The organism is Shewanella corallii (assembly GCF_023349125.1).
GTDB lineage: Bacteria > Pseudomonadota > Gammaproteobacteria > Enterobacterales > Shewanellaceae > Shewanella > Shewanella corallii.
Genome location: NZ_JAKIKT010000002.1, coordinates 499,960 through 522,005, shown reverse-complemented (window position 1 = coordinate 522,005; position 22,046 = coordinate 499,960). Strand labels below are relative to the sequence as shown.

Sequence of the window (22,046 nt, the reverse complement as noted above, 5' to 3'; positions counted from 1 at the left end):
AGTTTACATGAAAGTCCGTCTGTTACCAGTAAAATGATAAGTTTAGATACCGGATTCAGCCTGTGATTGTATTTAGATACCTGATTCGAGAAGTTTTAAAGGCGCAAATCGCGGTACTTTTGGTACTGTTAACTATTTTTATCAGTCAGCATTTCGTGAGAGTGCTGGCAGATGCCTCCGATGGAGAATTCCCCGCCTCATTAGTGATGACCCTGCTTGGGCTTAATTTGCCCAGTCTGGCCGTTTTGGTACTGCCCCTCAGCCTGTTTTTAGGGATACTGCTGGCCCATGGCCGAATGTACGCTGAAAACGAAATGGTGATATTTCACGGCGTTGGTGTCAGTGAGTGGTATGTCACCCGGGTGACCCTGTTACTGGCGGTGGCAAACATGCTGCTAACGGGCTATTTGTCTGTTTATGTGGCGCCCTGGGCAGAAGAAAAGCAGAATCAGGTGCTGGAACAGGCTCAATCTGACGCCGGATTGGCGGCGCTGGTGCAGGGGCGATTCCAGACCAGCCCCAATGGCCGTGCCGTGCTGTTTGTCGAGAAAATTGGCAAAGACAACACCCTGAATAATGTGTTTGTGGCCCAGCTGCCGGATCCGGATGAGCAGGCGGGTATGACCAATATTGTCGTTGCCAAAGATGGCCGTGTGGTGGAAGAGAGTTCAGGCAGTCAGCATCTTGAACTTACTGATGGCAGTCGCTATCAGGGCTCCCCCATGGCGAAGAACTACCAGATAATCGATTTTGGTGGCTATGGCATGCAGATTAAAGAGCAGCCTGTGGACCAGCGTCGCCGTAAGATGTCCGCCTTGCCAATCGGCGAACTGATGAAGCTGGATACCCCGGAAGCCAATGCTGAGTTCCACTGGCGTTTGGCGATACCCATTGCAATTCCCCTGTTGACTCTGATTGCTGTGCCCCTGTCCCGGGTCAACGTGCGTCAGGGGAAATTCGCCAAGATGCTGCCGGCTATCTTGCTGTATCTGGGCTATTTCGGCCTGATGGTGGCGGGGCGTAAGGCACTTGAGGACGAGGTGATTCCCGGTTTCCTCGGCATGTGGTGGATACATATAACGGCCTTGATAATGGGCTTTATGCTACTGGGCAAGGAGCGACCTGTTGGGATGAAGGTGTTCGGATTTTTCAAACGCAAGAAGGTGGCGTCGTGAAGATACTTGACTGGTATATCGCGCGTGTCCTGCTCAGTACCTCTGCGCTTTGCCTGCTGGTTCTGACCGGCCTGTCCGGCATCATCAAATGGGTGGATCAGCTCAGACACGTTGGACGTGGTGCCTATGGTATGGGTGACGCAGCCATTTATGTGCTGTTTCTGGTGCCCCGTGATATTGAAATGTTCTTCCCTATGGCTGTGCTGCTGGGAGCTTTGATCGGCATGGGTATGCTGGCATCCAACTCAGAGTTGGTGGTGATGCAGGCATCCGGTATGTCACGGTTGCAAATCACCATGTCAGCGATGAAAACCGCAGTACCGCTGATGTTGCTGGTGATGGCGCTGGGAGAATGGGGGGCACCGGTCGCTGAACAGAAAGCCATTGATATGAAGGCCAAGCAGGTTTCCGGTGGCAGTTTTATTCAATCCCACAGGGGAATTTGGGCCAAAGACGGCGACCTGTTTGTGAATATTGGCGAAGTGGTTGATATGAATCAGCTGGGCAATATTACTCAATATAAGTTTGACGCTGACCAAACCCTGACCGATGTTATCCATGCTGAATCTGCAGTGTTTCAGAATGATGCCTGGCAGATGCGTAATGTAACTCATACCGAGATCACCCCGGATAAGGTCAGTATGGAGGAGTTGGATACCGAGCTATGGCACTCAACACTGACACCGGATAAGTTGAATATTGTGTCCATTAAGCCTGAAGCACTGTCTATTGAGGGGCTGGTGGATTATCTGGACTACCTCAAGGTCAACAATCAGGACCCGAGCCGCTATGAGTTAGCGCTGTGGCGCAAGATCATGCAGCCGATTACTGTCGCTGTCATGATGCTGGTAGCACTGTCATTTGTGTTTGGGCCGCTGCGTACGGTGACCATGGGCGCACGTGTTTTGCTTGGCGTGGTTGCCGGTTTCAGTTTCTATATCTGTAATGAGATTTTTGGCCCCATGAGTATGGTGTATGAACTGCCTCCGGCTATTGGCGCTATTGCGCCCAGCCTGCTGTTTACCGGGGTGGCACTCTACTTTATCCGGCGGTAACCCCAGGCTGAAAACTCCAATAAAAGGCGCTCAATGAGCGCCTTTTTCATGCCTGCACTAATAACCCTGCGTTGTTGGTATGTTGCCAGACTACAAGACTATTTTAGCTAAACGCTTTACATCCAGATACATATGTTGATAATGCGATCGCGAATCGTTTTCATTTGTATAAAAGGATGTGCTTATGTGGTGTTCAAAAAGATCAGCCCTGAGTCTGGGAGTGACCCTGGCTTTGTCTGGACCGGTGATGGCAGAACAGACGCCGGAAGTCATTGAGGTCATGGGAACGCCACTATCGGCGTCGGAGGTGGTGGTTAACTCAGATACCATTGAAAGGGATATCGCCAACAGCATGAGTGATATTTTCAGTTCAAATGCTGAGATCAATGTCGGCGGCGGCAGCCCGGTAAGCCAGAAGGTTTATGTGCGGGGGCTGGAAGACACCTTGCTGAATGTCACCATAGATGGTGTGCCGCAACCTGCTTATCTTTACCATCATCAGGGACGTATCGCCGTGGAGGCCGACCTGCTGCAATCTGTGGTGGTGATTCCTGGAGCAGGACGGGCGACCAATGGCCCAGGTGCGCTTGGTGGCGCTATCCGTTTTACCACTAAGGAGCCAGCTGCAATGGTGTCTGATGGCGAACGTTTTGCCGGAGCACTTAAAGCCTCCTACTTCAGTAATACCGATGGCCTGGAAACCAGCATCAGTGGCGCCGCACTGCTCACGGACGACATAGGTGTGCTGGCCAGCTATCAATACAATGATCACGATGATTTTGAGGATGGCAATGGCATTCCCCAGCCTCACACCGGGTCTGAAGAGCATGTTGGCTTTGCCAAGCTGGTGGCCGATATCAGTGACTCTCAAACGATTAAAGTGGGATTTGACAGTCGAGTCGATGAGGCATTCCGTTACCACAGACCTCAATGGCAAGAGAGCTTTAAAAACCAGGCTATTAACCAGGAAGTGAAACGCAGAACCAGCCATATCGGCTACAGCCTGGATACTGAGTCACCCCTGTTGGCGTTGAATGCTGTGCTGTACCAAAACCATGTGTCGCTGGAGCATATTGAAGGTCCCTGGGGAGACTATCTGGGTGAAGTGGACAGTACCGGTTTGGATGTTCGTAACGCCAGTGAAATAGGTGATGTCATCCTGACTTATGGTGTGGACTGGCGCGAGGATGAGGGCAGTTTATCGAGCCCAACCTATGGCAGCGACACTGACGAAGGCAGAGTCATGGGGCTTTATACGCAAGCCGATTGGCAGCTGACTTCAGACTGGCAGATAAGCGCCGGTGGCCGTTATGACGACTACGAGTTGACCGAAAGTAAGGGCACAGAGCTGAGCCATTCCGGCTTTAGTCCCAATATTTCGACCAGTTATCAGTTGCTCACCAACCTCCAGGTTTATGCGGGTTATGCTGAGGCATTGCGTGGCGCTATGGTCAGGGAGATTTTCCGTCTGGATGGCCCCTCCAGCCACCCGGACAGGGAAGCTGAAAAAGCGAAGAATCTTGAGCTTGGGGTGGATTACAGTTGGCAGAACCTGAGGCTGTCGGCCCAGATTTATCGCACCAAAATTGATAATGCCGTGGAAATTTCGACAGACAGTAGTGGTGACAGATACTTAATGAATGTGGGGGAGCTGGACAGTAAGGGCTATCACCTGCGCGCTGTTTATGATTGGCAGCAGTTGAGCGCCAGCATAGGTTACAGCCATGTCAGGCCAGAGCTGAACGATCAGCCCCTGAATGATGACAGTAAGAGCCTGGGGACGGCCACAGGTGACAATTGGGTGGCTAACTTGAGCTGGGCGTTTTCCGATTATTTGCAGGCCGGTTACACCGGACGCTTTACCGAGAGACTGACTGATGTGGCTGAGGGCTACCCGGAAAAGCCAGGCTATGCACTGCATGATATCTACCTGCAGTGGCAGCCACTGGCCAATGAGAGCCTGCAGCTCAATCTGGCAGTCAATAATCTGTTTGATAAGGTGTATCGCGACCACGCCAGTTACGGCGAAAACAATATCGTCGCTAAAGGAACTCTGGATCCTGGCCGGGATATCAGAGCCTCATTGATCTGGCGCTTTTAATTAACTCATTCTCTGATGAAGAAGGCGCTCATTGAGCGCCTTTTGTTTACCTGTTCCCACCACTTTCAATCACTAATGCTCTGCCGCAAGCTCCAATGGTCCTTTAGCCAAATCCCGGTTAATAAACTGACTGGCCAGCAGACTCATCAATGCCAGCAAAGCGCCCAGATAAAAGACCCAGGAGGGGTTCACTAGCCATAGCAAGCCAAACAGTGCCGGGATAACAACGGCTGCGATATGGTTGATGGTAAAACTGACACCTGAGGTAGCCGCGATATCCCCCTCATCGGCAATCTTCTGAAAGTAGGTTTTAATGGCAATCGACAGGGCGAAGAACAGATGGTCAATCACATACAGTGCGGCGGCCATCTCAGCATTGTTGACCAGGCCATAGCCAACAAACACCACTATGAGGCCCAAGTACTCTATGGTCAGCGCTTTTTGCTCACCCACCCGGCCAATCCAGCGGCCAATCATCGGCGCAATAAAGAAGTTCACCAGATGATTGAGCATATACAGAGCGGTGATATCCGCCACGCTGTAGCCAAACTTCTCCACCATCAGGAAACCGGCAAACACCATAAAAATCTGTCTTCTGGCACCTGACAGGAAGGTCAGCAGATAGTAGAGGCTGTAGCGTTTGCGCAATACCAGTTTGCGCCTTTGCGGGGTGCGTTCGGGAAATGCGGGCATCATCAGGGCCAGATACAGACACATCAGCAGGCCCAGACTGCCGGCCAGCAGGTACATGGCCTTGTAGCTGATATCAAAGGCGGTAAATCCAAGCCACACCATGCTGAAAGCCAGCAGGGCAGAGAAGGACTTAACCGACATCAGCTTGCCCAATTTGGCAGGTGCTTCGGCCCGCGAAAACCATTGCAGCGACAGTGATTGGTTCAGAGTTTCAAAGTAGTGAAAGCCAATTGACATCAACACTGTGGTGGCAAACAGCCCATACATGCTGGGCAGGAAGCCGGTCAGTGCTACGCCAACAGAAAGCAGGCACAGGCTCAACAGGGCAAAGGTTTGTTCCTTAACCACCAGCAGCACAAATACGGCGGTAAAGGCAAGGAAGCCCGGAACTTCCCGCAGCGACTGCAAAATGCCTATCTGGGCACCATCGAAGCTGGCCACCTCTATGGCGAAGTTGTTGAGCATGGCATTCCAGGCGGAAAAGTTCAGGGTCATGATGACAGTGGCAATTGCCAGAAAGCCGTAGGGGGTTTTCCATTTGCTCATGGTGTGATGTTGTTGGATTGTGAATAGACCCAGTTTACCCCGAACCTCCGTTGTCTTAATATCGAATTTATGACAATAAGTTTATCTATTCAGACAATATGAGTTGGCGAGACAAGCAAGCGCAATCCCCGGCACACCTGTCCAGACCTGTGCAACCCAGAGTTGTCCGTCTGCACCCGTTGCAGCGGGTTCTACCCCACACTCACGTTTTTGGCCAACTCATGTACAGCGACAATACGGTATTAACCATCCAGACCCTGCAGGGGGAGTTTGTGGTACCCAGACATCAGGCGTTGTGGGTACCGCCCGGAATAGAGCACTGCGTCACCTGCAGGGACGGTGGTCAGCTGCAGAGTCTGTATATCGATGCCGGGTGGGGCAGTAAGCTGGGCACCAGGGTCAAAGCATTGGAGGTCGACAGTCTGTTGCAGGCCTTATTGGGTGAGGTGACTAGCTGGCAGGACGATTTTGCCATGAGTGAGGAGAATCAGCGATTGCTGATGGTGTTGGTGGATAGATTGCACAGCGCCAGGGAGAACCCTCTGTTTTTGCCCAAAGCTCAGGACAAACGCTTATCCCCTATCGTGAATGCCCTGTGTCAGCAGCCGGGATTAAGCCATTCACTGGAGGAGTGGGGAAGTCAGGTAGGGGCATCGAGCCGGACATTGAATCGATTGTTCAATCAGGCTTTTGGTATGGGGTTTTCCGCCTGGAGACAAAAAGTCAGGGTAATGATGGCGCTGAAGATGTTGGGGGCCAATCAAAGTAACAGTGAAATTGCAGAGGCGCTGGGATATGAGTCCAGCAGCGCCTTTATTCAGGCATTCAAGGCCCATATGCCTTATCCGCCCGGTTATTACCGCAGTAAGTAAACCAGAAGAGGTATCAGGCGCCGTGCCAGTTACGCATCTGATTGGCTTCTTTGGACAGTACCACGACTTCTGAGCGGGTCATGCTGTCCTGCAGTGCCAGTTTTTCCCCTGACATCAGAATGGCAATGTTACCCAGTCCCAACAGAGACCAAACAACTCTGGCGTAGGCGGTAATGATACTGATGTTCTGACCATTGGGGTGTTGGACTTTAAGGCGCCAGGCACGCATCCCCAGTGTTTGACCACCCCGGCTCCAGAACAGAGCATAAAAGGTGGCGACACAAATAAGCAGGTAAACCTGATACAGGCCGGAATACAAAGGGGTGTTGTTAAGCAGATCGGAAATATGCTCCTGCCCCTGCATGCCCACCAGGCCTGCTTTCACCAGCAGGGTAAAGATGCCAAAGCCGATGGCGCCTGCAAAAATGTACACGGCCACCGCCAGCATCAGGTCATAAACCATAGCACCCATGCGGCGGAAGAAACCGGCACGGGGGAAATTGGCGTGTTCTGGATTCAGCATAAAATCATCCCTGTTGTTATTGTTTTTATTGGTTTTACTCCGAGGAGTGTACCCAATCCCTGCCTCTTACGGAATTACTCTTCTTCCTCGCGGACAAAGTGGATATCTTTGAACCCCATACGGGCAAATTCATTAAGACGATAGTCGCGCACAGCCTTATTGCCTTTGGAGGTCATGGCCACCTGCTGCTCCATCGCCAGGAAGCGGGTCAGGTCAATGCCTTCGGCTGCGGCGGCGGCCTCAAACATGTCGTGATACTTGTCGTAGGCAAAATTAATAACTTTGGCTTCACCTTTGAAGGTGTAAGCAACCTGACGTGCCATGATGGCTCCTTAAAACAAACTGCAAAATAGACTTAAACGGCGCCAATTATACCCAAACATGGCCCGAAAGTGAGAGTTTAGGTGTGCCTGATTTAGAACTCACTGCGAAAGATAAAGTACACCGCGCTTATGGTTTTCAGATCCAGTCAAACAGCATCAACATATTGGACAGACATAAGAGGCCAATTGTGGTGAGCGTCGGTGACATTAGAGCACCAGTCTCATATAGCTTGGATTATCACAGTAAGTGCCCAGGCACTTGGTGGTATCTGCGTGCTCAAAGCCCTGTTTTTCCCAGTAGCCGTTGGCGCCCTGAACCGCCACCAGTGACAGGTTAGGCAGAGACTGGCTTCTGGCGTACTCAACCAGGCAGGCCAACACCATCTTGCCGGCCCCCAGGCCTCTGGCAGCTGCGGCGAAGGCCATATCGTGCAGGTACAGGGTGTCGGCAGCAGGAATGGACGCCGGGACTGACTGGTTAAGGGAGGGCGGCTCGCCTTGCCAGGGATGTGCCAGGCAATAGCCAACAATATGTCCGTTAACTTCGACCACCAGACAGGACTCGGGTGACAGTAACCACTTACTTTGCATAACCTCCAGAGGCTCTGGTTCAAATGCGTGATAAGTGTCTGATTGAATGGTCATAATGGCCTCCCAGTCGGAAGCCTGAATAGAACGGATCTGCATACCCTGATGAATAATCGTTAACCTGGCCGCGGATTATAGCCGTGGCAATGAGCAAGTACAGTGAATTAACTCAGGATGAGAAGATATCGTGTAATTACCGAATTGTCGGATGGGGGAGTAGCCCATAGTAGCTATGTCCGACTCGACAAAAAAAGACAAATGTTGCATAAAGGTTGCCTCGGTTGAGTGGTTTCAAGGATGAGTGATGCTTGGCTTTTTTCTTCTGGATGGCAATCTGCCATTTACTGTTGCAATTTCAATTGTAATTCTACTGGGGCTTATTGAGCTGTTATCTCTGGTCACTGGACTGAGCCTATCGGGCCTGTTTGATGACCTGTTGTCTCTTGACTCGGATATAGACTCAGATGGCGCCACTGGTTTTACTGGTATTACCGGTTGGCTCTGCCTTAATCGACTCCCTTTATTGATTTGGTTTGTACTGGCCAGTTCTTCATTTGCCATTACAGGCCTGGCTGTGAACTATCTTACTGCCGCTGTTACAGGCGGTTTACTCCCCTCCTGGTTGGCAATTCCCGTGGCCTTGATTGGACTGCTACTGGGCTGTAGGTATTTGGGAAGCTCCCTGGCCCGGCTCCTGCCAAAGAATGAAAGTTCGGTGATCTCAATTGACTCCCTGGAAGGAGCGGTAGGAACCGTAACGCTGGCGACCGCTTCACGCGGCAAGCCAGCTGAAGTTGTGGTTAGGGATGAAAGTCAACAGAAGCACTATGTGTTGGCAGAGCCGGATTCTGACGATCAGTTGGCCAAAGGAACGGATGTGGTGTTGTTAAGAAAAGACGGAAACATATGGATTGCAGCGAGATTCGAAAATTCGCTGTCTGATTAACTCTGATAAAAAGGATGTAAATAGAAATGGAAAATATTCTACCGGAGGAAACAGGGTTGACGTTTGTGTTGACCATAGCGGGTCTGGTTCTGTTGGCCATGTTTGTTATTGGCATTATATTCGCCAAGCTATATCGCCGCGCAACCAAAGAAATGGCGTTCGTAAGAACAGGATTCGGCGGTGAAAAAGTGGTCAAGGACGGCGGCGCGATTGTATTGCCTGTGCTCCATGAAATCATCGCAGTGAACATGAACACCTTGAGAATCGAGGTAGAGAAGACTCAGAAAGATGCCTTGATCACTAAGGACAGAATGCGGGTTGATGTTAAGGCTGACTTCTATTTGCGTGTAGCGCCCCATGCAGAGGGGATATCTATGGCTGCACAGACTCTGGGGAGTCGAACTATAAGGGTAGAAGAGCTAAAGCGTTTGATGGAGTCCAAGTTTGTAGATGTGCTCAGAGCCGTTGCAGCTGAAATGAATATGACTGAAATGCATGAGCAAAGAGCCGATTTTGTTCAGCGTGTTCAGAACAATGTTGCCAATGATCTGGAAAAGAACGGGCTGGAGTTGGAATCGGTTTCTTTGACGGGATTCGATCAGACAGAGCTACAGTTCTTCAACGAAAACAATGCATTTGATGCAGAAGGCCGAGCCAGACTGGCGAAGATTATTGAAGAGAAGCGTAAAGAGACAAACGATATTCAGCAGGAAAACCGGGTCAAAATTGAAATGCGAAACCTGGAAGCAGAAAAAGAGTCTCTGGATATTCAAAAATCCGAAGAAGAAGCCAAATTAGCTCAGCAGCAGGCGCTGGAATTTAAGCGCTCTGAGCAAAAAGCTGAGATAGCTAAGCAGAGAGAGCAGAAAGAGAGGGAAGAACGGGAAGCTGAAATTGCCAAAGAAAGGGCGATTGAATCAGCTGAGATCGAAAAGACCAAAGATGTTGAAGCGCGTGAAATTGAGAAGCGTAAGGCAATTGAACAGGCTCGTATTCAGCAACACAGAGATCTCGAAGTTGCTGAGCAGGAGAAGCAAATTGCAGTAGCCGCCAAGTCAGAAGAGGAGTCTGCAGCCCGGGCGAAAGCAGCAGAGGCGGAGAAACTCAAGGTCGAAAAAGAAGAATCAGTTATCACAGTTCGTCAGGTTGCAGAAGCAAACCGCCGTAAAGAGATCGAGGTAATTGATGCCCGTAAAGAAGCAGAGCGGGAAGCGGTTGGTGTAACCGTTCAGGCTGAAGCTGAAAAGCGTGCCGCTGAAGACAGATCGGCAGCAATTTTGACAGAAGCGAGGGCGGACGCGGATGCCAAAAAGCTTAAGGCTGAGGCTGATGAGAAGATTTATGCGGTTGATGCTGCAGGTAAGCAGGCATTGTATGAAGCTGAGAACGTGTTGAGAGATGAACAGATTGAGCTGCAGAAGTCGCTCGCCATTTTGAAGGTGTTGCCTGAGATAGTTGAAAGTGCTGTTAAGCCTTTAGAGAATATTGATGGCATCAAAATTCTCCAGGGATACGGTGCGGGAGGGAATACTCTGAGCTCTGGAGGGGACAACCAAACTTCACAGAGTGGTATTGCTGAGCAAATTACCAGTGCAGCTTTAAATTACAGAGCCAATGCGCCGGTTGTCGATGCAATGCTCAGAGAGCTTGGGCTGGTCAACAAAGAGTCCGGGCAATTGGGTGACCTCTTGAATGGGAATAACTCACTGGCTGATGATGCGATGGAGATTATTCAGAAAATGGATGAAACCCCAGTAGATGGAGGAAGTTCTTCGTCTCCTAAAATATTGCAGGAAGGCGAGAGCTAAATTCCCTTGAATCCATTAAAAAGCACAGCCGTTGCATACGACTGCGCTTTTTTGTTTGGGTATTTAACCAAGATATCTCTGTTTCAGGTGAGTCAGCAGGTACTCACCTTTGAGGACCTCTCCTGTCGCACTGGTCATCAATTCATCTGTGCTCATCAAAGAGCCTTTGCACCAGATGTTGGCACTCAACCAGTTGAAGATGTCTTTAATGCGGCCGCTACTCATCAGCTTATCCAGGCTGCCTAACTGTTTCTCCATGGCATAGCGAATTTGTGCCGCTGTCATGGCGCCGAGCGTGTAGGAAGGGAAGTAACCCAGCTCACCCAGGGTCCAGTGAATATCCTGCATGCAGCCATCTTTATTATTGCCCTGAGTATTCAGCCCAAGCAGCTGCTGCATATTGGCATTCCAGAATTCGGGCAGATCTTTCACGGCCAGTGAGCCGTCAATCAGGGCTTTTTCGGCATCGAAGCGCAGCAGGATATGGCAGGGGTAGGTCACTTCATCGGCGTCCACCCTAATCAGGCCGCGATTGACCCGGGTGAAACTGTGTTTAAGCTGCTCCAGTGAATAGTCATTGCCAAAGGCCTGATTGATATCATTGCGGATCAAACCAAGGAAACCTTCGCTGCGGGCCAGCTGCATTTCGTAAAACAGACTCTGACTTTCGTGCATCCCCATCGAGCGGGCCATCCCGGCGGGTTGTCCCTGCCAATCGGTTGGTAGTCCCTGCTCATATCTGGCGTGGCCTGTCTCATGTATTGTGCTCATCAATGACGAGCTGAAATCATCTTCGTCAAAGCGGGTGGTGATACGGATATCGCCTGGAACGCCACAGGAAAAGGGGTGTGAACTGACATCCAAACGTCCCTGATTAAAGTCGAAGTCCAGCAGGGCCATAACCTTGCGACTCAAGGCTTCCTGAGCGGCAGTGTCGAACTTGCCAGTCAGTGAGGTGTTGGGTTCACCGGCCTGCTTGTCGACGACCTGCTGTATGAGCCCGGGCAACTCACTGCGCAGGGGCGCGAACAGTTGCTCCAGCTTATCCGTGGTCATGCCGGGTTCAAACTTTTCCAGCAGTGCATCATAGGGAGTAATTCCCAGAGCTTCAGCGCGGATCTGTGCCTCTTCCCGGGCCAATTCAATCACGCCGGTTAGGTTGGGGGCAAACCCCTGCCAGTCGTTGTTTTTACGTTGCTCGCGCCAGGCGTGTTCACAGGCAAATGCCGCTTTGGTCTTGGCGGCGACTAATTTGGCTGGCACCAGACTGGCCTCGGAAACCTGACGCTGCATTTCCACAAGATTGGCTTGTTGCGCTGCGGGCAGAGACTCTTGCATCGCCTTTTGGATGCTGTCACTCAGCCAATCCTCAGTACGCATTTCGTGGATATGGCTGGAGAGGGTTGCCATGGCTTCTGAGCGACCTTCGCTGCCACCGTCAGGCATCATGGTACAGAGATCCCACTCTCCCAGATTGTTGAAATGTTCGAAATGGCTGATGCGCTTGAAGTGGTCATGTAACTTGCGGTACTGAGCTGACATCGACAATGTCCCCTGTAAGTTTCTGATTAGATGGATACTAGCACAGAGGGAAGTGGGCTGAATGGGCAAATGATGAAACCCGGTAAAGAGAAATGGACAGGCCCACACCAGATCTTCAGGGCTATGATGAAAGCAATCGAGCGCGCCGCAGGTCTGTTGCCCTGAACAATACTGTTTGCGATTCAGGAAGAGTCTGAAAATGAGAAATAAACTGATAACCAGCCTGCTTACTTCCCTGCTGCTGAGTTTGAGCCTGCCTATGCTCGCCAAAGCGGAGATCGCGCCTGATGCTGTCTCTGTTGCTCCCTTGCTTAATGGTGAAACCCTGCCTGATGTGGCGCTGAGGGATATTGATGGCAACAAGGTGGATCTCAAGGCGTTGGTAAGCCAAAAGCCCAGCATACTGTTTTTCTACCGGGGGGGCTGGTGCCCATACTGCAATGCACAAATGGGGCAACTGAAGGCAATTGAGCCCAGGCTACTCGAGATGGGATTCCAACTGATAGGAATTTCACCTGACAGCCCTGAAAAGCTCAAGGCATCCATCAGGGATAACAAACTGGACTATATGCTGCTGTCAGATGCCAATCTGGATGCTGCGCAGGCCTTTGGTTTGGCCTTTTTTACTGATGAGAAAACCTCGGCCAGATACCTGAGCCGCATGCCGCTGGAGTCACTGGTGAGAAGCAACCGGGATGGTCACAAACGTTTGGTGTTGCCTGTCCCCGCTATCTATATGCTGGATAAGCAGGGACTGGTGCATTTCCAGTACGTTAATCCGAACTTTAAGGTACGGCCTGCGCCTGAGCTTATTCTGACAGCAGCCGGGTTGCTGCCAAACAACTAACTCCTGCTGAAACAGATCAACTATTAAAAGAAGTTGGTATAAGATCGGGGCAGATCTAACTTGTATGGGTTTTGCCCCTTTTTATGACTTACAACCAAGCAATTTTGGCGATGGCTCGTGACGGTCTGAGCGCACTTTCCAACTCCGCACTGGTTCGCAAGGCGCACACTGCTGCACAGGAAAGTCACTTTATGTGTAACTGGATGGCTGAAGCGCTGAAAAAGCGTACTTATCCCAAGTGTCTGGCTAATGAACTGACTATTTGGGTGCGTGATGGCCGCAGTCTGGGTGCCGGCGCTAAGCTTAAGGCGTTATTGGAGCGAATTGAGCATCAGTATGGCGCCGTCGAACAGGGCGGGAAGCCATTGGGTGATGCCCTGAATGCCTGGCTTGAGCAGCTGAAAGCCGATGACGTTCTGGTTATCACAGACACTCCCATAGATGCCAAATTGAAACTGGATAATGATGGCCTGCCCAGTGTGATTATTTCCGAGCCTGAGTTTAAGGGCCATATTGCGGATGGTGAGCTGATAAAGCCCATCACACTCTATATTCGCGCTGAAGAGAATATGCTGGCAGAAACAGCGCTGCAGCATGGTTTGTTGCTGAGTGTCGGTGACAAGAAAGCCTCCTTGATTAAGCATCACAAGGCTTACCGTATATATCCGGGTAACAATCAGCCTGGGCTGTCGCTGCTTATCCCCTGACCGACCCAATGATAAACGCAGCTCAGGCTGCGTTTTTTTATCTCAGTTTATTAATGTGTTGCGAGTATGTTGCACTTGCTTCGGCCAAATATAAGTGAATCTTGAAGTGAAAGCCTCTGTGCAGGTGTTGGCTTCATGGTTTACTGCTTTAAAAAGCCGCGCTTTGTTGGTTTTCCCATCTGAATTTTGCGATTTGGCAATCCATTTCTCGACTTGGGCTCAAGTACCAGTAATATGATTCCTGTTTTTTGCTTGTTGCAAAGGTTGCTAAAGGATGGCTAAAGGTTTTTCGCTGGTTGATATGGTGGTGGGGATAGTGTTTCTCAGTGTGGTTGGGGTTGTTGCGTTTTCCCGGTTTATCCCCCTGAATGAGGAACCACAAATCAGCCAGAAGGGCAGTGTTGGAATTACATGCGATAACCAGAATTCATCACTGGCCTGCAGCAAGTAAAAAAGCCTCCGGTTGGAGGCTTTTTCATATACAGTCACTTTGGTCGGTTACTTGAGTTTCTTTGGCTTGATGCCGGAAGAACCCACTTTTACTTTCACACGACGGCCGGACATGTTCTTTTCTGCAGCCATCTGGGCAACAGCTTCATCTTCACGCAGTGTTTTGCTGAAGCGGCGACGCTGCAGGTGCTTAAGCAGAGACTCACGGCGCGACACTTCATAGCCTGGCACTGTCATACGCTTAATGCGCTGACCGATCAGCTTTTCAATATCTGCCAACATGCGCTCTTCTTCACGGCTGACGAAGGATATTGCGACACCGGACTTACCGGCACGACCGGTACGGCCAATACGGTGCACATAGTCTTCAGCCAGGAATGGCAGGTCGTAGTTAACTACATATTCCAGATCCGGGATGTCCAGACCACGGGCAGCGACTTCGGTGGAAACCAATACTCTGAGCTTACCTTCCATAAACTCTTTCAGGGCGCGGCGACGGTTACCGTGAGCCTTCTCACTGTGGATAACGCCGGTTGGAATACCATCAAGGTTGAGTTCACGGGCCAGCTGCTCACAGTCTTCACGGGTGGCTGAGAATACCAGTACCTGGTGCCAGTTCTTGCGGCCAATCAGCTCAGACAGCAGTTCTCGCTTGCGGCGCTGCTCAACCGGGTAAACGACCTGGCTTACTGTGGCAGCAGCAGTATTGCGCTTATCGGCAGTGATCACCTCATGACGTGGCATGATTTCGTCTGCCAGTTTACGCACACCACCTGAGAAGGTTGCAGAGAACATCAGAGTTTGACGATCTTTGGCGCACACCTGAAGTACACGCTGAATATCTTTGATAAAGCCCATATCCAGCATACGGTCAGCTTCATCCATCACCAGATAATCGATATTGGCCAGACTCAGGTTACAGGCTTGCAGCTGCTCCAGCAGACGTCCCGGCGTTGCCACCAGGAAGTCAGTACCCTGCTTAAGCTTACGGGCCTGAGCATCGGCGCTCTTGCCACCTGTCATCAGGCGGACATTGAGCTTCAGGTACTTGCTGTAAGCTTTCAGATTATTGGCGATCTGCTCAGCCAGCTCACGGGTTGGCGTAAGAATGAGCGCACGTACCTGACCTGTGACCAAAGGCTTTGGCTGTTCGACCATCTTCTGCAGGATAGGCAGGGAGAAGGCGGCTGTTTTACCTGTGCCTGTTTGGGCGCTGGCCAGCACATCCTGACCCCGGCGCACGGCAGGGATCGCCTGGCGCTGAATTGGCGTCAGGGTTTTATAGCCACACTCAGATACTGCTTGCAGGATCTCAGGGGCAAAACTGAAGGATTCAAAATTCATCTACTTATCCCATTATTGCAAAAATGGTTGCGAAACCGATTGCCCGGATTGCCTTCAGGCGCTGGGCGGCGGCGGAGTATACCAAACTCCACCAGGAGTTGTAACTTTTCCCATCAATTGCCGCTTAACCCAGACATTTACGGAGCATTTATAATGACATTATAAACCGTCACAGCATCAAACAAAGTCGTTACTGCAACAGGGTAAACAGCAGGTAAGCATTAAGCACCACCACCAGAAGAACTATGGCAACACCTGTGCACTTCAGCAGTTTTGTGTTGGCAAAGCCGCCCATCAGCTCTTTGTTGCCGGTGAACTTAAGCAGAGGAACGAGAGCCAGAGCTATACCAAAGCTGAGGACCACCTGACTCATCACCAGAATTTTGGTGGTGTCTATGCCCATGGCTATCACGACAAAAGCGGGAAGCATGGTCACCAGACGCCTGACCCACACAGGAATACTAAAGCGCACAAAGCCCTGCATCACCACTTCACCGGCCAAAGTCCCTACCACTGAGCTGGACAGGCCTGAGGCGATAAGCGACAGCCCAAACAGTAGCGCAGCGCCCTTACCCAGCATGGGCGTTAAGGTCATATAGGCGTTCTCAATGGAGGCAATGTCACTATGACCGGAGAAATGAAACACAGCGGCCGCCATGGTGATAATCCCTACGTTCACAAAGCCTGCAATCGTCATGGCCAGAGACACATCCAGCTTGCTGGCGCGCAGCCGGGATCTGATTGATTGACCCTGCTGCCCTTCAAACAGGGCTGAGTGCAGATAGATGACATGAGGCATGACTGTTGCGCCCAGTATGCCTGCAGCCAGGTACACCTGATGACCATTGTCGAACCCGGGAACCAACAAGCCTGCCGCCATGCCCGACGCTGCAGGATGGCTCAACAAGAGCTGAGCGACATAGATAGCCGCGACCAAAAGCAGTAAGCCGCCAATGATGGCTTCAATTGGCTTTTGGCCCCAACGCCGCAGCTGTAATATGCCCAGCGTCAGCAAGCCGGTTATCACAGCGCCTTCAAACAGAGAAACGCCCAACAGCAACTGAAAGCCCACGGCCGCCCCGATAAACTCAGCCAAATCTGTGGCCATGGCAATCAATTCTGCCTGCAGCCAGTAGGGCACGACCGCCCAGCGGGGCAATCTATCACCCAGATGCTGCGCCAGGTTTTTGCCTGTGACAATGCCCAGTTTCGCCGACAGATATTGGATGAACATTGCCATCAGGTTAGCCCAGAGCACTACCCACAATAGGCGATAACCAAAACTGGAACCCGCTTCGATATTGGTGGCGAAGTTACCCGGGTCGATATAGCCGATAGCTGCGATAAATGCCGGGCCCAGCAGCATCATTTTGCTGCGCTTGGCAGTCGGCTGTTGCCGCTGCAAAGAAGGCGTCGCCAGAGCGGGGTTAATCAGCGAAGAGTTTGGCGTGGCTAACATTGACATCAGGGATCCAGGGGCGTGTCACAATAGGAAGATTGGACACAGTCTACGCCCGATTTAAATGAGAACTACTATCATTAACTCGAGTTCACGGGATTGGAGTAAACGCTTTTGCCGATAACCTTATTTACCAACAGGTCGTTAGTCAGATGAGTCTTGCTGACAAAGGCTTTGCCAACTGCTGAGTTTTTTTCTTTTTGCCAGCAACACGCCATAGAGACCCACCAGAATACCTGCAACTATGCCGACCTGGGCTGCCACCATAAACACCAATGCCAGGGGAATGCCTTTCTGTTGCCAGAAACCAAAGTACATCACCAGAGCAAATACCAGTGTTACCCAAAGCGCCGTCTGGGTCAGGTTCAGAATAAAAGGTCGGTAGGGAAATGGCCGGATTGGCTCACCCAGATGTTTCATCAAAGGATAGAGAATACCGGGCCAGACACCGGCGCGCTGCATCTCCTGCTCGGCTTTAATAAAGGGCTTGGGTAACTCCATGGGATGCTCCAACTCGGGGATGACACAGATGATAAGTACCAAGCAAGTGGCCCGAGGGATCACCCTCAGGCCGATACTCTGGTTATATGAAGTTACATGCTCATGCCCGATGCCCCATTGGTCTTTTTACCCAGCCGGTAATACCAGATAGACAGAGGGATAAAGATCAGGTTCATCACCGTGGTGAAATTCAAGCCAAAACCTGACTGATGCAGAGTCCTGAGTGTCTCTTTGGACGCGCTCCAATCCATCTGCCCCAGCGTCAGATCCAGCAAGATACCTGTCAGCAAAATTCCGATAAACAGCAGGCCGACCATCCAGCGTGCCGGCTGTTTACCATAATAGCTTCGATAAACCCGGGTCATGGGAATGGTCAGCACATCCGCCAGAATAAAGCCCATGACGCCACCGAATGAGATACCGCCGTGCCAAAGGGCGGCGGCCAGCAATAAATTTCCGACTGAGCAGACATAGGCAATCACGGCCACGAAAATACCTATGACCACATCCAGCAGGGAGTGCACTATGGCTGGCATTGCATTGCCACTGGAGATAAACAGTTGCCGCCACCAATCAGCGGGAATCAGCGCAATCAGCAGGGAGGAGATGACCACGCCAATGAGGATCTCTTTGCCTATCATGGCGATGTCCATTTGAAAGTAGCCAGAGCTGCGACTGATTTTTTCATAGAAGGATTCTTTTTCGGTTGGGGCGCCTGCAGCCATCCCGCAGCGCATCTCGCCGGACTCGCTCATGCCACAGGTCATCTCTTTCGATGCGGTGTCATGAGAGCCACATTGCATCGGCTTGGTCTCGGCATCAGCCTGTTGGCTACAGGTCATTTCCTTGCGCTCACCCTGATCCATATCGGCCATACCGCATTGCATTTCCATCGATTCTTTCTGAGTCGAACCCTGGGGTTGCGCTGCTGAACTGTCTGGCTGACTATCCATATGGTGATGTGCCATGAGCATAGGGCTGGATTCCGCCGCCAGTTTATTACGTAGCGCCGTTTCCTGTTTTTTGGGGAAGAAGTGGAACAAAACTGCAACCAGAATAATCAGTAGTATGCCTCCGGCTATTTCCCCCCATAAAAACTGCCACCCCAGCAGTGTTACCAGCACAATAAACATTTCCAGGATCAGGTTGGTACTGGCCACTAAAAAGGCCATGGCATTGCTTAAGCTGGCTTTTTTGGCAATCAATGTTTTCGACAGAGAGGCGGCCGCATAAGAGCAGGAGGAGGAGAGCATGCCCAGTAAAGTAGTGAGCGCCAGACTTTTGGGGCTGGTATGCCCCAGATGTTGTGCGACCTTATCCACGGGTAACAGGTGTCTGAGCAGGGAAGAGAGCATTAATCCGAACGCCAGTGGCCAATATATCTGCCAGACCATGCCACTGAAAGTACTGACAATATGCCAGAGGTAATCAAAAACGGTTTGGTCCATGGGACCTCCTTGGAGAAACCAGTGACAAACAGTGAGGGAAAGAAAAAGGCAGTCACCGGGTGTATCAGGATGTATCATGGTAAATCTGTGGCAACCGGGGCTCAAGCAGATTGTGCCGTCTCAGGCAGTCAAATATTGTCCTGAGACAAGGTGTGGCAAGATAAAAATTCTGCGCAATCATTCACTATTCAAAAGCTCACCGTTTCGTCCCGGCGCGGTGGCAGGGGAGAGTGACAATGAAATGTGCGAAGGACTTTGCCCAGTGGCTCTATGACAGGGTGGGCCACTATGATGATGGTGTGTTTCTCAGTCGCCAGGATATTCTTGAGTTAACCGACAGACAAAGGTTTAACTCGAATTATGTCAACGACATTCATTATGAAGTTGCGCGTTTCGGTATGGGGTTTGTTACCGATGCGAACAAGCAAAGGTTCTATTTTTTCAAACTCCCTGACACCCACTGGAAGCTGGTGGGTGACAGGTATGGTGAGATGAACAAGCCTAAAGCGGAAGTTCACCCCATAAAAATCAAGCAGAGAAAAAACTAGAGAGATTGGTTAATCCTGACACATTGGGCAACCCATAAAGCCTGGCGCTCAAGCAATCCCGCGATAGCGCGCTGGGAGCTTTGTTTACTCAAGCGTTGCAGCTTATCTGCTGAATCCTGATTACAGGAACGATAGGGCAGATTAGCTGCCATCTGCTCCCTCATTCCCAGTGGTAACGAGTCATCCTGAATTAACGCCAGTCTCTGATCGGCACTGGCCTGGCTTAGCAGTTGCTGCTCTGGCGGATATAAAACCGACATTACTGCTTCCCTGTTAGCCTCGCTGAGTAAAGGTAGTTTTGCCAGCAACGCCCGTTTTTCAGAAGCCTTGGGGCTGATAGCTCTCAATTGCAGGCTTTGCAATTCTGTGAGTTGTTGGCGTTTTCTGAATTTTTGAATCTCTTTGTTGGCTGCCGGATGGTCATAGCGGGTCAGTTGCAGCAGAGCCCGAAATTTTTGCTCTTCGGTCAGCGGCGGTAGTGGCCCCTTTACATGCTCCAGCCACTGCTGAAGATGGTCCAGTGCCTCCCGGCTTCTTGCCAGTTGAATATAAGTATCCAGCCAGTTTTGCTGCAGGACAGGGAATGCAGAGGTTTCCATTGCCCGCTGTAAACTCAACTGCGCCATGGCGTCAATCAGCCAGGCGTTGTCTGAGTTGGAGGCCGCAATATATTGCTTAAGCGCCAGCAAATGCTGTTGTAACAACTCACTGGTATCAGCATCCGTCATCTCAGGAGCGTTCAGTAAGACCTTGGCCAGGTAATCCTCGGCGCTTAACTCACCGGACAACAGTGACTGCCACATGGAAAGCCACAGCAGAAGAGATGTCTGTTTGTTGTGTATCCTGCCCAGCTTCATCCCAGATACAGATAAGCTGTGCTCATCCGGGATCACCCTGAGATAAGCCTGCTCCTCTTCATTGGGCCAGATGAAGTCCGGGCAAACCAGGTTAGCGGCTGCATCGACCCGGGTATATTGGCCTTGGATTAACACAGGTATGTGTCTGTCCAGATGAACACCACTGCGATCTGTGTGATACAGGCCGAGCATCAGCTTTTGAGTGCGCAGCTTACCCTGACTATCGGGTAATTGCTGCAGAGTCAGAGTCTCAACAACCCCTTCCCGGCAATCTACTCTCGCCTGCAGTCGGTTCACGCCGCGGGTATCGATAAAATCCTGTTTCCATTTGCTGAGATCTACCCCTGCTGTTGCCTGTGCAATAGAGATAAAAGCCCCGGCCCCAGCGGCTTTGCCTTGGTATTGCTGCAAGAATGCTTTCATTATCTGCAGCAGCTTGTCTTTTCTGATTTGCAGCTCAAGTTGTTTCAGTGCTGCTACAGCCTTGGTACGGATAATCGGGTCACCCGACAGATAGTGGGCGGGCTCACCAACGGCATGGCCTCCCATCTGCAGCTCGTCGGTCTGATATGCCAAATCCCTCGCCTGACTGCCGACGATAGCGCTGGCTTCAGAGCCAGCCAGATAGAGACTGATGGCATCAGAGAGCCAACGGCTGTGCCACCAGTCAATGCTGACCATATTGCCAAACCACTGGCGTGCCAGCTGTTGCCTGAGCAGTGTTTTGTCCGGCTCACTGCTGCGGATAAAGGCCACAGATGCCGCACCACTGTGTGGCTCGGTGAACAGGCTGTTGTCATCCTGCATCATCAACAACTGATCATATTTGGCGAATGGGAATGGGGTATCCAACACTTGCTGAAGCTGTTGCAGATTGCTCTGAGTTTTCTCAAGCCAGATGTCCGATTGCACCAGATGCTGTTGGGACTGCCTGGCGTATAGCCCCAGAGGCAGTTCTCCCTGGCGTTGCCAATGTACAAATGGGCCAGCGTGCAGGGACATGTTATGTGGGCTTAATGGCAGCTGTGGCTGAGTGCTGAACTTTACACAATGCCCGGTTTGTTCGTTGTGACAGGCTTGCGGCTGGCTGTTTCCTATTACTTGCCACTGGGGGGGCGTCACTACCTCAAGGGTAAACCGGGCGGGCAGATCCGGCTGGTCAAACAGGGGCAGCAGATGGGAGGCACCATCTGGCTCAAAATGACTATAGAGATATTGCTGTCCATCCTGCGGATCAATATAGCTGATCAGGCCATTGCCCTCAGTCTGATAGTTGCCACTGAAACTCAGCTGCAATTGGTTTTCGCCACTTTGCAGCAATGCCGGGGAAAGGGTCAGTTGTTTACCGTCATAGTCAGGATAAAGATAGCTGCCATTGATGGTGACACCGCTCAGCTGCATACCCACAGCATCGATAGAGAGCGGAGCTGTCACTTCTGTCAAACTAAAACTGATATCGGCTTTGCCATTAAAGCCGTCTGAAGTCAGTGTCAGCTGGTACTGATAATTTACGTCAGACAGACGTGAAGAACGACTGAGCGCTGCCGCTCTGGCGGCATCCGGCGTATCAAGAGTGGGAGTGGATTTCTGTGTCGACTGACATGCGGTCAGTGACAGGAGTGCCAACAGGCAGGGGAGCAACAACAGCCGGAGCATGATTCGTTATTATTCTTGTAATAAGGGCAACCATCCCGAAGGATGGTTGCGTTGGAT

Annotated in this window: 20 protein-coding genes; 10 read left to right on the top strand and 10 right to left on the bottom strand. The window is 51.1% G+C overall.

What is annotated here, in order from left to right; all coding sequences use genetic code 11:
* Positions 1 to 62 precede the first annotated feature (62 nt).
* From lptF to L2725_RS07610, 3 genes are all read left to right on the top strand, one after another.
* Complete coding sequence (gene lptF / locus L2725_RS07620) at positions 63 to 1,175, top strand: LPS export ABC transporter permease LptF (RefSeq protein ID WP_248935276.1); 1,113 nt, start codon at positions 63 to 65, stop codon at positions 1,173 to 1,175.
* Positions 1,172 to 2,230, top strand: coding sequence for an LPS export ABC transporter permease LptG (gene lptG / locus L2725_RS07615; RefSeq protein WP_249248385.1), 1,059 nt, complete (start codon positions 1,172 to 1,174; stop codon positions 2,228 to 2,230). The genes lptF and lptG overlap by 4 nt, the downstream gene beginning before the upstream one ends.
* 184 nt (positions 2,231 to 2,414) lie before the next feature.
* The gene (locus L2725_RS07610) at positions 2,415 to 4,331 is read left to right on the top strand and encodes a TonB-dependent receptor domain-containing protein (RefSeq protein WP_249248384.1); all 1,917 of its coding nucleotides are present in this window, start codon (positions 2,415 to 2,417) and stop codon (positions 4,329 to 4,331) included.
* Between the two features lie 72 nt (positions 4,332 to 4,403).
* Here L2725_RS07610 and L2725_RS07605 read toward each other — a convergent pair whose 3' ends face one another.
* On the bottom strand, positions 4,404 to 5,570 hold the full coding sequence (locus L2725_RS07605) for an MFS transporter (protein WP_249248383.1): 1,167 nt from the start codon (positions 5,568 to 5,570) through the stop codon (positions 4,404 to 4,406).
* Positions 5,571 to 5,668: 98 nt separating this feature from the next.
* Here L2725_RS07605 and L2725_RS07600 point away from each other — a divergent pair, with 98 nt between their 5' ends.
* Positions 5,669 to 6,442 carry an AraC family transcriptional regulator gene (locus tag L2725_RS07600; RefSeq protein ID WP_249248382.1) on the top strand — a complete coding sequence of 258 codons (774 nt, stop codon included), beginning with the start codon at positions 5,669 to 5,671 and terminating at the stop codon, positions 6,440 to 6,442.
* A gap of 13 nt (positions 6,443 to 6,455) precedes the next feature.
* On the opposite strand, the gene L2725_RS07595 is transcribed toward L2725_RS07600, so the two are convergent.
* The 3 genes from L2725_RS07595 to L2725_RS07585 all read right to left on the bottom strand — a co-directional run bounded on the left by L2725_RS07595 (position 6,456) and on the right by L2725_RS07585 (position 7,975).
* On the bottom strand, positions 6,456 to 6,965 hold the full coding sequence (locus L2725_RS07595) for an RDD family protein (RefSeq protein WP_249248381.1): 510 nt from the start codon (positions 6,963 to 6,965) through the stop codon (positions 6,456 to 6,458).
* A 74-nt stretch (positions 6,966 to 7,039) separates the two neighbouring features.
* A complete protein-coding gene (locus tag L2725_RS07590) occupies positions 7,040 to 7,288 on the bottom strand; it encodes a DUF2960 domain-containing protein (protein ID WP_115136037.1) in 249 nt (82 codons plus the stop codon).
* Positions 7,289 to 7,495: 207 nt separating this feature from the next.
* Positions 7,496 to 7,975 carry a GNAT family N-acetyltransferase gene (locus tag L2725_RS07585; RefSeq protein ID WP_249248380.1) on the bottom strand — a complete coding sequence of 160 codons (480 nt, stop codon included), beginning with the start codon at positions 7,973 to 7,975 and terminating at the stop codon, positions 7,496 to 7,498.
* A 205-nt stretch (positions 7,976 to 8,180) separates the two neighbouring features.
* On the opposite strand from L2725_RS07585, the gene L2725_RS07580 reads away from it, so the two are divergent.
* Together L2725_RS07580 and L2725_RS07575 are read left to right on the top strand one after the other, a co-directional pair.
* On the top strand, positions 8,181 to 8,822 hold the full coding sequence (locus tag L2725_RS07580) for an OB-fold-containig protein (protein ID WP_249248379.1): 642 nt from the start codon (positions 8,181 to 8,183) through the stop codon (positions 8,820 to 8,822).
* A gap of 26 nt (positions 8,823 to 8,848) precedes the next feature.
* On the top strand, positions 8,849 to 10,630 hold the full coding sequence (locus L2725_RS07575; protein ID WP_249248377.1) for a flotillin family protein: 1,782 nt from the start codon (positions 8,849 to 8,851) through the stop codon (positions 10,628 to 10,630).
* A 63-nt stretch (positions 10,631 to 10,693) separates the two neighbouring features.
* Here L2725_RS07575 and L2725_RS07570 read toward each other — a convergent pair whose 3' ends face one another.
* Positions 10,694 to 12,172 (bottom strand): carboxypeptidase M32, encoded by a 1,479-nt coding sequence (locus L2725_RS07570; RefSeq protein WP_249248375.1) that lies wholly within the window; start codon positions 12,170 to 12,172, stop codon positions 10,694 to 10,696.
* A gap of 199 nt (positions 12,173 to 12,371) precedes the next feature.
* Here L2725_RS07570 and L2725_RS07565 point away from each other — a divergent pair, with 199 nt between their 5' ends.
* The 3 genes from L2725_RS07565 (at position 12,372) to L2725_RS07555 (ending at position 14,177) form a co-directional block, all read left to right on the top strand.
* Positions 12,372 to 13,019: a peroxiredoxin-like family protein gene (locus L2725_RS07565; protein WP_428985275.1), complete on the top strand. Its 648-nt coding sequence runs from the start codon at positions 12,372 to 12,374 to the stop codon at positions 13,017 to 13,019.
* Positions 13,020 to 13,102: 83 nt separating this feature from the next.
* Positions 13,103 to 13,726: a DUF2913 family protein gene (locus tag L2725_RS07560; RefSeq protein ID WP_249248373.1), complete on the top strand. Its 624-nt coding sequence runs from the start codon at positions 13,103 to 13,105 to the stop codon at positions 13,724 to 13,726.
* Between the two features lie 274 nt (positions 13,727 to 14,000).
* Positions 14,001 to 14,177, top strand: coding sequence for a hypothetical protein (locus L2725_RS07555; protein WP_249248371.1), 177 nt, complete (start codon positions 14,001 to 14,003; stop codon positions 14,175 to 14,177).
* Between the two features lie 47 nt (positions 14,178 to 14,224).
* On the opposite strand, the gene L2725_RS07550 is transcribed toward L2725_RS07555, so the two are convergent.
* The 4 genes from L2725_RS07550 to L2725_RS07535 form a co-directional block, all read right to left on the bottom strand.
* Positions 14,225 to 15,520, bottom strand: a complete 1,296-nt coding sequence (locus L2725_RS07550) for a DEAD/DEAH box helicase (RefSeq protein WP_115136032.1) — start codon at positions 15,518 to 15,520, stop codon at positions 14,225 to 14,227.
* Between the two features lie 190 nt (positions 15,521 to 15,710).
* Complete coding sequence (locus tag L2725_RS07545; protein ID WP_283164226.1) at positions 15,711 to 16,985, bottom strand: Nramp family divalent metal transporter; 1,275 nt, start codon at positions 16,983 to 16,985, stop codon at positions 15,711 to 15,713.
* A gap of 138 nt (positions 16,986 to 17,123) precedes the next feature.
* Positions 17,124 to 17,480, bottom strand: coding sequence for a DUF6404 family protein (locus L2725_RS07540; protein WP_249248370.1), 357 nt, complete (start codon positions 17,478 to 17,480; stop codon positions 17,124 to 17,126).
* 92 nt (positions 17,481 to 17,572) lie between these two features.
* Positions 17,573 to 18,928 (bottom strand): permease, encoded by a 1,356-nt coding sequence (locus L2725_RS07535; protein ID WP_249248369.1) that lies wholly within the window; start codon positions 18,926 to 18,928, stop codon positions 17,573 to 17,575.
* Positions 18,929 to 19,164: 236 nt separating this feature from the next.
* On the opposite strand from L2725_RS07535, the gene L2725_RS07530 reads away from it, so the two are divergent.
* Positions 19,165 to 19,476: a hypothetical protein gene (locus L2725_RS07530; protein ID WP_249248368.1), complete on the top strand. Its 312-nt coding sequence runs from the start codon at positions 19,165 to 19,167 to the stop codon at positions 19,474 to 19,476.
* On the opposite strand, the gene L2725_RS07525 is transcribed toward L2725_RS07530, so the two are convergent.
* Positions 19,473 to 21,989, bottom strand: a complete 2,517-nt coding sequence (locus L2725_RS07525; protein WP_249248367.1) for a M1 family aminopeptidase — start codon at positions 21,987 to 21,989, stop codon at positions 19,473 to 19,475. The genes L2725_RS07530 and L2725_RS07525 overlap by 4 nt on opposite strands.
* Positions 21,990 to 22,046 lie beyond the last annotated feature (57 nt).

Bases quoted from the DNA above. Each gene is read 5' to 3' on its own strand.
- L2725_RS07580 (WP_249248379.1), top strand. From the start codon at position 8,181: ATGCTTGGCTTTTTTCTTCTGGATGGCAATCTGCCATTTACTGTTGCA.
- L2725_RS07610 (WP_249248384.1), top strand. From the start codon at position 2,415: ATGTGGTGTTCAAAAAGATCAGCCCTGAGTCTGGGAGTGACCCTGGCT.
- L2725_RS07590 (WP_115136037.1), bottom strand. From the start codon at position 7,288: ATGGCACGTCAGGTTGCTTACACCTTCAAAGGTGAAGCCAAAGTTATT.
- L2725_RS07535 (WP_249248369.1), bottom strand. From the start codon at position 18,928: ATGGACCAAACCGTTTTTGATTACCTCTGGCATATTGTCAGTACTTTC.
- L2725_RS07570 (WP_249248375.1), bottom strand. From the start codon at position 12,172: ATGTCAGCTCAGTACCGCAAGTTACATGACCACTTCAAGCGCATCAGC.
- L2725_RS07550 (WP_115136032.1), bottom strand. From the start codon at position 15,520: ATGAATTTTGAATCCTTCAGTTTTGCCCCTGAGATCCTGCAAGCAGTA.
- L2725_RS07530 (WP_249248368.1), top strand. From the start codon at position 19,165: ATGAAATGTGCGAAGGACTTTGCCCAGTGGCTCTATGACAGGGTGGGC.
- L2725_RS07575 (WP_249248377.1), top strand. From the start codon at position 8,849: ATGGAAAATATTCTACCGGAGGAAACAGGGTTGACGTTTGTGTTGACC.
- L2725_RS07595 (WP_249248381.1), bottom strand. From the start codon at position 6,965: ATGCTGAATCCAGAACACGCCAATTTCCCCCGTGCCGGTTTCTTCCGC.
- L2725_RS07605 (WP_249248383.1), bottom strand. From the start codon at position 5,570: ATGAGCAAATGGAAAACCCCCTACGGCTTTCTGGCAATTGCCACTGTC.
- L2725_RS07585 (WP_249248380.1), bottom strand. From the start codon at position 7,975: ATGCAGATCCGTTCTATTCAGGCTTCCGACTGGGAGGCCATTATGACC.
- L2725_RS07565 (WP_428985275.1), top strand. From the start codon at position 12,372: ATGAGAAATAAACTGATAACCAGCCTGCTTACTTCCCTGCTGCTGAGT.
- L2725_RS07540 (WP_249248370.1), bottom strand. From the start codon at position 17,480: ATGGAGTTACCCAAGCCCTTTATTAAAGCCGAGCAGGAGATGCAGCGC.
- L2725_RS07560 (WP_249248373.1), top strand. From the start codon at position 13,103: ATGACTTACAACCAAGCAATTTTGGCGATGGCTCGTGACGGTCTGAGC.
- L2725_RS07600 (WP_249248382.1), top strand. From the start codon at position 5,669: ATGAGTTGGCGAGACAAGCAAGCGCAATCCCCGGCACACCTGTCCAGA.
- L2725_RS07525 (WP_249248367.1), bottom strand. From the start codon at position 21,989: ATGCTCCGGCTGTTGTTGCTCCCCTGCCTGTTGGCACTCCTGTCACTG.
- L2725_RS07555 (WP_249248371.1), top strand. From the start codon at position 14,001: ATGGCTAAAGGTTTTTCGCTGGTTGATATGGTGGTGGGGATAGTGTTT.
- L2725_RS07545 (WP_283164226.1), bottom strand. From the start codon at position 16,985: ATGTCAATGTTAGCCACGCCAAACTCTTCGCTGATTAACCCCGCTCTG.